The sequence below is a fragment of the Metallumcola ferriviriculae genome, from assembly GCF_035573695.1.
In the GTDB taxonomy this organism is placed as follows: Bacteria; Bacillota; JADQBR01; order JADQBR01; family JADQBR01; genus Metallumcola; species Metallumcola ferriviriculae.
Genome location: NZ_CP121694.1, coordinates 2,013,692 through 2,025,885, shown reverse-complemented (window position 1 = coordinate 2,025,885; position 12,194 = coordinate 2,013,692). Strand labels below are relative to the sequence as shown.

Sequence of the window (12,194 nt, the reverse complement as noted above, 5' to 3'; positions counted from 1 at the left end):
CACCTCACTAATCGATAAATTCAGTTACTTTGTCAATAAAAAGAATTCCATCAAGATGGTCTATTTCATGCTGTAAGGCTCTGGCAAAAAGTCCGTGAGCCGTAATTTTGATTTCTTGACCCTGTCGGTCTAACCCGATTACCGTAACTTCCGTTGCCCGATGCACCCGGCCTTGAAGCCCGGGAATGCTTAAACACCCCTCAGTATCCTCTTCATTGCCTGAAGCAGAAATGATCTCCGGGTTAATCAACTCAAAAATTCCTTCACCAATATCCACGACAATAACCTTTTTGGAAATACCGATTTGCGGAGCTGCCAAGCCGGCACCTTCGGCAGCATACATAGTATCTGCCAAGTTGTCCAACAACTTCTCAATGTTAGGCGTAATTTTGGGTACCGGACGCGCTTTTTCCCGCAGTATCGGATCACCCTTCTTTATTATCTGGTAAACAGCCATCAAAATCCTCCTCTCGCCTCCGTATCAAATCATACCCGACGGATCCACATCAACAGCCAGGTTAGTACCCTGTTGGTCAAATTCCAAACTGTACTGCCGTAGTGAAGCGGACACCACTCCTTTAAGTTCCTCAGCATCCGGACTTTTCGCCACCAGATGCCAACGATGCTTCCCCTTAATTTTTGCCAACGGCGCCGGAGCAGGTCCAAGAATTTCACCGGCCGCTGAATGTAATAAAAAGTTCTTTTTTATCACTTTTGACAATGCCTCCGCTCCAGTCTTGACCTTAACTTCGTCTTGACCAGTAATCAACACCCTAATTAACCGGCAAAATGGTGGATAACCAAACTGCCTTCTCCGGGCCAGTTCAGAACGGTAAAAACCCAAATAATCATGGGTTCTTGCCCTGCCCACAGCCGGATTATCCGGCTGATAAGTCTGTACCACCACTCTACCCGGGCGCTGACCCCGTCCTGCTCGTCCTGCTACCTGCGTCAGCAGTTGAAAGGTCCTTTCCCACGCCCGAAAATCAGGGAGATTAATCCCAGTATCCGCCGAAATAACGCCGACCAATGTAACATTCGGAAAATCTAACCCCTTGGCAACCATTTGTGTACCTATTAAGACACTGCCTTCACCACTGCCAAATTTGTCTAATAGCCGCTGATGTGCCCCCTGTTTGCGCGTGTTATCAACGTCCATACGTATGACAGATAAATCAGGAAATCTGCGGTACATCTCCTCTTCTACCTGCTGTGTGCCACAGCCGACTCCGCCAATACCGGGACTGCCGCAGCGTGGGCACTGAGTGACTACCTGCTGCTGATAGCCGCAATAATGGCACATCAACTTATTTCCTTTAGTATGGTGGGTGAGAGCTATATCACAATGGGGACATCGAATGCTAAAACCGCACTTATCGCAAATAAGAAAACTGGCAAAACCACGCCGGTTGAGAAAAAGAATTGCCTGTTCCCCGTTTCCAAGACAGTTTTCTAACGATTGAAACAATGCCGTACTGAATATTCCCGAATTTCCCTGGCGTCTTTCCTGACGCATATCCACCACTGCAACTACAGGGAGCGGCCTGGTTGTCACCCGTTGGTCTATTGTCAGCAAACCGTAATTACGTTTCTGAGTTTCCAAATAACTCTCCAGGGCCGGGGTGGCACTACCCAACACCAATGCCGCTTCATGCTGCCGAGCTCTGGCTTTAGCCACCTCTCGCGCATGATATTTCGGCACCTGATCTTGTTTATAACTAGATTCATGTTCTTCATCAATTATAATAATACCAATATCTTTAACAGGAGCGAAAACAGCCGAACGGGCACCCAATACCACCTTAGCCTGACCACGATGCACCCGCATCCATTCCTGCAGCCGTTCCGCACGGGATAAACCGCTATGTATTACGGCAATACCCTCACCAAAACGCTGACTGAACCTGCTTACCATCTGCGATGCCAAAGCGATTTCTGGCACCAGCACTACTGCGCTTTTACCCTCTTCCAATGCACGCTGCACGGCCCTCAAATAAACTTCCGTTTTACCGCTGCCAGTGACTCCGTGGAGTAAAAACGGTGCATATTTCCCGTCACGAATGGCAGAAGAAACCCGGCGAAATACTTGTTCCTGTTTATCGGTTAGTTCGTGTATTACCTCAGGTCTATCACTTTGTCGAATAACCTTACCCGCCACCGTGTCTTCCTCAAGTCGTACCAGACCTTTGGCCACTAGCGCATTTAGAGAGCTTTTGGGGGCGCCGGTTTGCTTTAACAGCAGTGAAACCGGCAGCCTTTTCTTATCCATCAAGGTGGAGAGCAACTGGCCCTGCTTTGGCGCCCTATTGGCCAACGCCTGGGTGTCACTTGAAATTTCCTCATCACGAACCAATATGGCGGACATCTCCCTGCGAAAGCCGGTCATACGAAATTGCTGCTTCATTGATATGACCCCGTAATCGACAAGTGTTTCAATGGCTCTAGCCACATTCTTACCCGAAAATTTTTTTTCTAAATTGGCTCTAGTAATGCTGCTTTTATCTAGCACGAATTGTAAAACTTCCGCCGCTTCAGTATCCATAAACTTTAGACTGTTAAGCAGGGACATAGCCTCTTCATCACTGCCCAATAGCGCAATAACAGTACTATTCTCATATTTTAACCCCGCAGGAAGTATACATTCTAGTGCCGCCACAAATGGGCACAAATAATAATCAGCCATCCAACGGGCTAATTCTATGTCCTGCGGGGTAAATAATGGTCGTTCATCCAAAAGCTCTTTTATATTTTTAATTTTTTCCACATCAGCCCTTTTTACCAGATTAACTACATAGCCCTGGTGCAATTTATTGCCAAAAGGTACCACCACCCTGGCACCTACCTTAATTCTGTCAGTCAAGCCAGGGGGAATCCCATAATGAAAAATACGATCCAATCTTCTATGCTTTAATTCCACATACACTTCTGCAAACAATTTCTCCAATCAAAGCCCTCCCGAACAAACCTGTCCAGGTAAATTATATCAAAAAAAATACTACTAAAAAAGGTGGTACGCATAGAATTCACCTTTAAAGCTCAACAATATACTTTTGCCACTAAATTTTTAACCTATCTCTGCGATATAGGAAAGATTTACCGGAAAGCTTTAGGAATTTTTATTCCCCCCAAGGACCATTATATTAATGGCGGGAGAGCCAACAATATATAAACTAGGAGTGATAGTTTTGTCTTGCGGCAAAGATTTAGTATGTGATGTATGCGGAAATGATGACTGCGCCAAGTTTAAAGAGGTAGGATACAACGAACAACCTGAATATCAATGCGACCAGTGTGGTAATACCATAACTGAATGCCAATAATTTAGCTGGCTCTCCCTTATAGTATAAACAGTCCCCGGGATTTTAAGATTTTTCCCGGTATTTTTTTTGCCAAACCACCCCTTTCCTATATCCCAGCAATAAATAAAAACCCTTATTGAAAAAAAATCAAAACCAGCAGTGCTGACCTTTATTAATAATAAAATGTCAGCCGCTCGCCGATGCAAAAAATTATTTCTTTACAGGAAAAACTATGTGCGCAATAATATTCACATATGTTCACAGCGTTAAAATAGCAAATGTGAAAAAATATTTACAGTAACTGATACTACGCATAATAATTGAAAATTTTAAATATTATTATAATGGTACATATCAACTGTTCTTCCGCATCATTTTGCTCTTGGTATTGATTTTGCATCAATAATGAATAAGAATCAACAGATAAGATTTAAATCGAGTTTGAAAGGAGATTTTTAAAAATGACACAACCATTATGGCAACCAAGTGAAGAACGCGTAAAAAATGCCAATATGACTGAATTCAGAGAATTTATCAACAAGAGGTACGATCAGACCTTAGTCAACTACGATCAGTTGTACCAATGGTCCATTGACAACAGGGAGCAGTTCTGGTCAGCAATATGGGATTTCAACAATGTGATATCCTCAAAAAGCCCTGATACAATTGCTACCGGTTCAGATATGATGGAATGCAAATGGTTTCAAGGTGCTAGACTAAACTTTGCTGAAAATTTGCTGAAATACCGGGACAAGCAAGAAGCAATAATCTTCAAAGCCGAAGGAAATGAGCCCATTTCCATTACCTATGCGGAGCTATATGATAAGGTTGCGCTGCTTGCTGCCGCATTTCGTGATGCAGGAGTAACTGTTGGTGACCGTGTTGCCGGTTTTATGCCTAACATGCCTGAGACCATCATAGCGATGCTAGCCACTACCAGTATTGGCGCCATCTGGTCATCATGTTCTCCGGATTTTGGTTTTAATGGCGTTATGGATCGTTTTGGCCAGATTGAACCCAAGGTATTAGTTGCTGCCAATGGCTATTTTTATAACGGTAAGACCCATAATTCCCTGGAACGGGTTACAAAAGTACAGCAAGATATAGATAGCATCGAAAAAGTTGTAATAGTTTCGTATACTGAAAGTCGTCCGGATATCAGCAGTATACCAAAAGCCGTACATTATGAAGACTTTACCAGCCGTAAAAATATTCCGGAATTAACCTTCGAACAGCTTCCCTTTGACCATCCACTTTATATTATGTATTCTTCCGGAACCACAGGCGTCCCTAAATGTATTGTGCATGGTGCAGGCGGCACACTTATTCAACATTTGAAGGAATTGGTGCTTCATACCAATTTAGGCAGAGATGATTCTATCTTTTATTTTACCACCTGCGGTTGGATGATGTGGAACTGGTTGGTGAGTTCCCTGGCAGTAGGTGCCACTCTTGTTTTATTCGATGGTTCGCCATTTTACCCTGAACCAGGCGTCCTATTTAAATACGCACAAGATGCGGGTATCACAATATTCGGTACCAGTGCCAAATACCTGGCAGCTTTAGAAAAAGCAGGCGTGAAACCAGGTAAGGAATATGACCTTTCTAAACTCCAGGCAATTTTATCTACGGGCTCACCGTTATCCGTAGAAAGCTTCCACTACGTCTACCGTGATATTAAGGAAGATTTATGCCTTTCTTCAATTTCCGGGGGTACCGATATTGTGTCCTGTTTTGCTTTAGGTAATCCGGTAGCGCCGGTCTATCCCGGTGAACTGCAGTGTCGGGGATTGGGTATGAAAGTAGAAGCTTACGATGAGTGTGGTCAGCCGGTAATAAAACAAAAGGGCGAATTAGTTTGTACAGCACCCTTTCCCTCTCAGCCGGTAAAATTTTGGAATGACCCCGAGCAAAAGAAGTATAAAAGCGCTTATTTTGAAGAATATCCAGGCATTTGGCATCACGGAGATTACATTGAAGTTACCGATACCGGTGGTATCATAATCTATGGCCGGTCAGATGCCACCCTTAACCCCGGTGGTGTACGTATTGGTACAGCGGAAATTTATCGCCAAGTTGAGGCTATGGATGAGATATTGGATAGTGTGGTAATCGGTCAAGAATGGGATAATGATGTCAGGGTAATTTTGTTCGTCAAACTTAGGGATGGAGTAAAGTTTACTGAAGAATTAATTAAAAGAATAAAATCGGACATCAGAGCGAACACCACCCCAAGACATGTGCCTGCAAAAATAATTGCCGTGCCGGATATCCCGTACACCATTAGCGGCAAAAAAGTGGAGTTGGCAGTCAGAAAAATGATCCATAATCAGCCGGTAAAAAATCAGGACGCCTTAGCAAATCCCGAAGCATTAGAATATTATCAAGATATTCCCGAACTTATCTCTTAGTGGATATGTCAGATATTTAACTAGGGTACATTTTTGTACCCTAGTTTTTTTCCATAAGTATCGAAAAAGATGATTAGGGCTGAAAAGGCAAGACAATATCAGCCATGTTGCACTAAAACCGTTAGCTGGTTATTAAATCACTTCTATTAATACTTGGGCTATTTCCTCGATACTAAAAGGTTTGGCAACTAAACCTTTGAATCCATATTTATCATAATGCGCCATAACCGGATCGTTAGAATAACCGCTGGATACAATGGCTTTGACGTTGGCATCTATTTTAAGAAGTTCTTTAATCGTTTCCTTCCCTCCCAAACCCCCTGGGATAGTCAAGTCCATGATTACTACATCAAAAGGTTTGTTCATCATTTTAGCCTCTTGATACAATTCTATGGACTTTTCCCCGTCACAGGCACAAACTACTTCATAGCCGATGTACTTTAACATTTCGGAAAGTACCTGCCGGAGCATTTTATCATCATCCATAACAAGAATTCTACCCTTTCCCGTAGAATTAGCTTTTTCCGCAGTACTGGCTGTATCGGTAATTATCTCGTTCTCCACTAACAGAGGTAAACCTGGTAATTGACATGGTAGCTTGGTGTTCACCTTGGTAATAACCTCTTTCCCCTTTTAAAGCTTTTAGCAGCGCATTTCTCATTGCGGTGTTTTCTAATTCCTTGGCAGCATGAAAACCGATGATCTTGTCTTTAGGCATTTCGAAAATTTTAGTCGAAGAATCGTTGCAGTCAATAATCCTACCATTACAATCATAGGTAATAATCCCTGAATGGCTGCTACTAAAGATTACTTCATATATATTAATTTTAGCCAAATCACTCATATGACGATTCGATATTTTTTCTGCTTTCACTAGATTAACCTCCACGTCTATTTTTTTCCTATTAATTGTAAGCAAAATATGTCACAAGCACAATTGTTTCGACAAAACATGACAAATGATTTTCCCTTTTATTTTGCAAAAAAGAAAAAACGAAGAAGTTTCGAGCTCCCTCGCATTAACGTGTCCAATTGAGTTTTATCCAAATAGGCAATCTATTGGTCATAATTTTATGATTATATTTAAAGTAAAGAAAAACTATTAAACAAATTCAGCATTAATAAGAGAATTACCATTATGATAAACGTATAACCCGCATTCCAACGAGGCCCGATTTCCATTGGAGATCGATCAATCTGACCGGACATAGCTACGTTTATCCCTGATGAAGGTGATACAGTTACCCCTAATGACCAACTGACTGTTAACATAAGCGCCAATAGGTTATGGGAAATATGGTAAACCTCCGGCTGCAACGTACTGCCAAAAATAGTAACCGTGATAATAGGGTGTATGCCTGCCATGGAGAAAATAACGGTCACGCTAACTACCGCTATAGAAAGAAGTACAGTATTTGACCCTACTACCCCATTTAACAACCTTGGCACCATACTCCCTAATTGAGAGTAGTTTACTGCAGTGGAAAAAAAACCCGCACCAAGAAACAAAACGACTTCGTTTTTAAGCTTAGGTAAATTGACTGCAAAGTACTGCCCCCTAAATTCCTCAGGGAATACTCTTATTCTTCCAATTAAAGCCAGCCAGATTAAAGGGTAAACCAATGAAATTAAGGCCACTATAATCACAGTTTTGATGTCGGTAATGATGGAAAGCACCACAATACTGCCAAGCATTACGACACCGAATGCAGTTAGTTCAATAATTTTCTGCCAAGATATTATTATATCGTCAACCTTAACATCACCAGCTGAGGTTTTATCAGAGTCTATTGATTTCTCTTGCCAGACAGTCAACAACCAACCAATTAGAAGTGCTGCTGTACCCATAAATAATCCGTAAGGGAAAAATTCCAACCAATTGGCCCCGGTTAATTCGATAATCAAAGCTACCGCGGCGTAGCTGGGTGCCCAGATGATAGATGCCGCGAATCCACGAATAATTGCTGTGCTCAATAATCGCCCATTTTTGCTCTTTTCGCTAGCCAAGCTAAGTTGGTACATTAGCGGAATAACTGCCACATTAATCAAAATAGCCACCAAAAATGTAATTATTTTGACCAGCAGATAAAACTGATGATCCCGCCGAACAAAACGTTTGAAAAAGCCCTGGAGGACTATCATATATCCTCCTCGGCGGATGGGTATCCCTAATAGCGGCACTAAAGTAAACATCACAAGCAAAAACAAGTTCCTATTTAATGCCTGCTCCCAAACTCCTAAAGGAGCATCATACAGCCAAAGCAAAACGCCCCCCAAAGCAAATAAAGCATAGCCAATTAGCCTTGATGTTCCTCGTGCCGCTGCAGCGCTCAACACCACCACCATTATCAATACAACATCGATAAATTCATTCAACCATACCGATTGTACAAATACAGAAGTTAAATAACTGATAGCCAAAATAAATATTCCTATACTGCGTAGTTTAATCCATAGCTGATTGTCCATTTTGTCCATTTCATCCTCCACTAGCATTTATATCATAAAGAAAAGCTAATCATATTGTCAGGAACCTGTCAAGTCCCTCAAGTAAAACAAACACCAATTAGAGCTATTGTTTACCTAAAGCCATTTGAATACTGATAAACTAGTCGGGGAAAAATCATAATAGTAGTAAGCACTAAGTATAATTAAAGGGGATGTTTTTTATGTCCGAATTGCTGGACAGCCAAAAACAGCGGCAAGAAATGCTTAAAGGGATTATTGCCGACCTGCACGCAGGCAAAGGGATAGAAGAAGTCAAAGAAAAATTCGCTCAACTACTCCGCCATGTAAGCCCCACAGAAATCTCTCAATTGGAAGACCGGCTGATTGCGGAAGGTATGCCCGAATCCGAAATTAAGCGGCTCTGTGACGTACACGTTGCGGTATTCCGAGAAGCGCTTAATGCCCAACCTGAACAGCCAGAATTAGAACCCGGGCATCCACTACATACATTTATAGCAGAGAATGAACAAATTCAAAAAGTGGTAACTTCCATCCGCGAAATGTTTGACCAATTACGCAGTAATGGCAAACTGGATGAGATGGCCGGTGCCATTAAAAGCCAGTTAGACCTACTTGGCGAAGTAGAAAAACACTATCTTCGCAAAGAAAATCAACTCTTTCCTTTCCTGGAAAAACATAACATCACCGGTCCTACTAAAGTAATGTGGAAATTCCATGATGATGCCAGAGTAATGCTGAAAAAGGTCAAGGGTTCATTAGTAAAAAAAGATAGCAATACCTTGCTGGATACCGGCGAAGAACTACTTAAAACCATTGAGGAAACCATCTACAAAGAAGAAAATATCCTCTTCCCCACCGCACTAAAGACCCTTTCAGAAGCCGAATGGGGCGATGTGCGTTATGGCGAGGAAGAAATTGGCTATACACTTGTCGAACCGGGCAGCCAATGGCAGCCACCTAAACAACTACAACGAAATATTTCCGATACTGCAGCCAAAAACGATGGTATTTCCTTAAGCGTAGGAGAAATGACAGCGGAACAAATAAACTTAATGTTGACCCATTTGCCGGTAGATGTAACTTTTGTCGACGAAAATGATAAAGTGCGCTACTACTCACAGGGCAAGGAGCGAATCTTCCCCCGCAGCCCGGGAATAATTGGACGCGATGTGCAAAACTGTCACCCAGCTGAAAGTGTCCATGTTGTGGGGAAAATTGTGGCAGCGTTTAAAGATGGCAGTAAAGACACTGCAGAGTTTTGGCTGACACTAAACGACCGGTTTATTCATATACGCTATTTCGCTGTTCGTGACCAGAATGGCAAATACCGGGGTGTAGTCGAAGTGTCTCAGGACTTAACTGACCTGCGCACGCTCCAAGGGGAAAGACGTATCTTAGCATGGCAAAACCAAGAATAGACTGATGCCCCGCACACGCGGGGTTTTTGCCCTCCAGGTGGACAAATAAAAAAGGAATTTCACTCCTTTGTACGAATAAGTTAAGTTAATAAGCCAAAACGGGGGGATAAAATGACTACAAACATTGATTTTAAGTACGGTTCCGGGAAGGTAGCAATACCACTACCCGACGGCAATTTTACTGAACTTATGCCAAAGAAAGTTTCTCCTATTCAGGACTTGGAGCAAGAACTCAATCAGGTCCTGGATGGCCCTATCGGCACAAAACCCTTTAACGAAATTTTTTGCCAAGGGGATAAAGTTGTTATTATTGCCAGTGATGTAACCCGAGTAGTGCGACTAAATCTGTTCTTGCCCCACATTGTTGACCGACTTAATCGGTTAGGTATCCCCGATGAGAATATCATAGTAATCATAGCTCTAGGTACCCATCGCCACCAGACCGATGAAGAAAGAAAACAAATTGTCGGTGAGGAAATGTATAACCGTCTAGAGGTCATTGACCATGACTGTGACGGAGCGGTTACTTATATGGGTAAAACTAAATTCGGTACGGAAGTAGAAATAAACCGATTAGTAGCGGAACGTAAAACCATCCTCACTGGCAGTATTGTCCATCATCTAATGGCCGGTTTTGGCGGCGGTCGAAAATCTATCGTACCCGGCGTAGCAAGCAGAAAAACTGTCCGCCAGAATCATAACCATGCTCTAGACCCGGAAAACGAACGCTCTAACCCATTAATCGGCGTAGGCGTGACAGCCGGCAATCCAATAAATGAGGATATGGTGGAGTGTACCCGCCTGGTCAACCCTGATTTTTTAATTAATGCCGTGATGGACCCAGACGGTAATATCGCCAAAATATTTTGCGGCCACTGGCTTAGTGCTTGGGAACAAGGATGTAAGTGGGCTGACGAAACCTTTGGGGTCACGTTGGCAGAAGATGCGGACTTGGTAATAACCAGCTGCGGCGGCTTCCCCAAGGATATATCACTCTACCAAGGTACCAAAACCATGTTTAATGCAAACCTAGCAGTTAAACCCGGTGGCACCATACTGATGCTGGCAGAATGCCGTGAGGGTGCAGGTGCTGATTCCTTTTTCGGATGGAGTAAACCCTTGATAGCTGGAAATTTAGATAGTGCATTGCGAAGTAATTTTACCATAGCGGGTTACATCTTTTACGCAGCCGTAGAAGTAGCCAAACGGGCAAAAGTAATTCTTTATTCTTCGATTGACCCGGAGTCAGTTAAACCGATGGGTATAACTGCCACTAATTCTCTCACAGAAGCAATGGAATTGGCAGAAATTTCCCGTCACGACCAAAAAACAGTCATTATCCCATACGGCGGAAATACCATTCCAAAACTGGTAGAATGATGTTGATTCAATAAAATCCCCCTTTCCCGGGGGATTTTTATTGACTGTTATAAATGACGGATTTAAACGACCAATGCCTTAATAAGATTTAATTAGTGAATAATTCAAGCCTGACCCCATTATTACTGTGCCATCCCCTTGCAGTTTCCATCTGCCGTCACGTCTAATTTTTTCTGCCAGATTGAGTACTGCCTGGTCCTTATTTTTTGCCTCCACCATCAGATCGATGTCAGAGTCACAGTCTTTTAATTCTTCCGCTACCCACAGAAAATCCTCCCAACCGATGTCAGCAGCGTGACTACGAAATTGTTTTTCATTTTTGGCACTGGAAATGTGCATTTTAGGCTTAAGACCGGAAGGCCATGTCTCAATAATTTTAGGTAGATAATCCTTAAGCAAAAACCCGCCGTCATTACAGCGATGATGATGAAAATCCAGTACCATTGGAATTTTAAGGTCACGGCACAGTGCGAGTGTATCAGCAATATTAAAGATTTTATCATCATTCTCTATAATTATTCGCTGCTTTATGTTTTCAGGCAGCTGCCGAAAATTATCCTTGAAGCGCGCCAGGGAATTACCCTTACTGCCGTATTTTCCACCCACATGCAGTACTAGCTTTACCCTGTTATCTAAACCCATCGCCGCAAAAATTTTATCATGATATTCTAAATCTTTAACTGCGCTTTCCACCACCTCTGCTTTAGGGGAATTCAAAACGGTGAAATGATCCGGATGCGCACCGGTACGAATAAGATTGTCCTTAATAAATGCCCCCACCTTGCTAAATTCTTCTTCACAGCTTTTGATGTAATCCCAATCATCAACAACACTATGGGTAGCAAAAGGAACTAACTTAGAAGTAAACCGGTAAAACTTTATCTGATGGGCGTTGGCGTGGCGCAGTACTCGCAGTGTATTCGTCAGATTTTCCCTGGTTATTTTTGTGAGCTTAGATTCTAACACAGGCTTATCCAACTTCTCCAACACTTTAAGAGTAGTACTTTTGGATGGAGAAGCATCCTCTAATGCTAAAGACATTGCTACAAAACCAAAGTTAATTTTCATCCTTTAACCTCCGGTTTTAATCACTTATGGCTATTATGCCCATATTAATAAATAGAATTTTACTAGAAGCCACTCCGAAAGTACTATAAACATATGCCTTTTTAAGGTTTAGACTTACATCTATTAATGGCAATACAATTCTGGTAAGA

Annotated in this window: 10 protein-coding genes; 4 read left to right on the top strand and 6 right to left on the bottom strand. The window is 42.4% G+C overall.

Features of this window, described 5'->3' with window-relative positions:
- Positions 1 to 7 precede the first annotated feature (7 nt).
- Both def and priA read right to left on the bottom strand, forming a co-directional pair.
- Entirely contained in the window at positions 8 to 457 is a 450-nt protein-coding gene (gene def / locus MFMK1_RS10105) for a peptide deformylase (protein ID WP_366921590.1), read from the bottom strand.
- A gap of 24 nt (positions 458 to 481) precedes the next feature.
- Positions 482 to 2,944, bottom strand: a complete 2,463-nt coding sequence (priA, locus tag MFMK1_RS10100) for a primosomal protein N' (RefSeq protein ID WP_366921589.1) — start codon at positions 2,942 to 2,944, stop codon at positions 482 to 484.
- A 241-nt stretch (positions 2,945 to 3,185) separates the two neighbouring features.
- Here priA and MFMK1_RS10095 point away from each other — a divergent pair, with 241 nt between their 5' ends.
- Both MFMK1_RS10095 and MFMK1_RS10090 read left to right on the top strand, forming a co-directional pair.
- On the top strand, positions 3,186 to 3,320 hold the full coding sequence (locus MFMK1_RS10095; protein ID WP_366921588.1) for a hypothetical protein: 135 nt from the start codon (positions 3,186 to 3,188) through the stop codon (positions 3,318 to 3,320).
- A 440-nt stretch (positions 3,321 to 3,760) separates the two neighbouring features.
- Entirely contained in the window at positions 3,761 to 5,710 is a 1,950-nt protein-coding gene (locus MFMK1_RS10090) for an acetoacetate--CoA ligase (RefSeq protein WP_366921587.1), read from the top strand.
- Positions 5,711 to 5,842: 132 nt separating this feature from the next.
- On the opposite strand, the gene MFMK1_RS10085 is transcribed toward MFMK1_RS10090, so the two are convergent.
- The 3 genes from MFMK1_RS10085 to MFMK1_RS10075 all read right to left on the bottom strand — a co-directional run bounded on the left by MFMK1_RS10085 (position 5,843) and on the right by MFMK1_RS10075 (position 8,188).
- Complete coding sequence (locus tag MFMK1_RS10085; protein ID WP_366921586.1) at positions 5,843 to 6,274, bottom strand: response regulator; 432 nt, start codon at positions 6,272 to 6,274, stop codon at positions 5,843 to 5,845.
- Positions 6,225 to 6,584, bottom strand: a complete 360-nt coding sequence (locus MFMK1_RS10080; protein ID WP_366921585.1) for a PAS domain S-box protein — start codon at positions 6,582 to 6,584, stop codon at positions 6,225 to 6,227. Before MFMK1_RS10080 ends, MFMK1_RS10085 begins: the two co-directional genes overlap by 50 nt.
- A gap of 209 nt (positions 6,585 to 6,793) precedes the next feature.
- The gene (locus MFMK1_RS10075) at positions 6,794 to 8,188 is read right to left on the bottom strand and encodes a C4-dicarboxylate ABC transporter (protein ID WP_366921584.1); all 1,395 of its coding nucleotides are present in this window, start codon (positions 8,186 to 8,188) and stop codon (positions 6,794 to 6,796) included.
- A gap of 191 nt (positions 8,189 to 8,379) precedes the next feature.
- Between MFMK1_RS10075 and MFMK1_RS10070 the strand changes: the two genes are divergently transcribed.
- Together MFMK1_RS10070 and larAH10 are read left to right on the top strand one after the other, a co-directional pair.
- Positions 8,380 to 9,597: a DUF438 domain-containing protein gene (locus MFMK1_RS10070; RefSeq protein ID WP_366921583.1), complete on the top strand. Its 1,218-nt coding sequence runs from the start codon at positions 8,380 to 8,382 to the stop codon at positions 9,595 to 9,597.
- A 111-nt stretch (positions 9,598 to 9,708) separates the two neighbouring features.
- Positions 9,709 to 10,977: an NPN-dependent 2-hydroxyacid racemase, LarAH10 family gene (larAH10, locus tag MFMK1_RS10065; protein ID WP_366921582.1), complete on the top strand. Its 1,269-nt coding sequence runs from the start codon at positions 9,709 to 9,711 to the stop codon at positions 10,975 to 10,977.
- 78 nt (positions 10,978 to 11,055) lie between these two features.
- Here larAH10 and uvsE read toward each other — a convergent pair whose 3' ends face one another.
- Positions 11,056 to 12,045, bottom strand: coding sequence for a UV DNA damage repair endonuclease UvsE (uvsE, locus tag MFMK1_RS10060; RefSeq protein WP_366921581.1), 990 nt, complete (start codon positions 12,043 to 12,045; stop codon positions 11,056 to 11,058).
- Positions 12,046 to 12,194 lie beyond the last annotated feature (149 nt).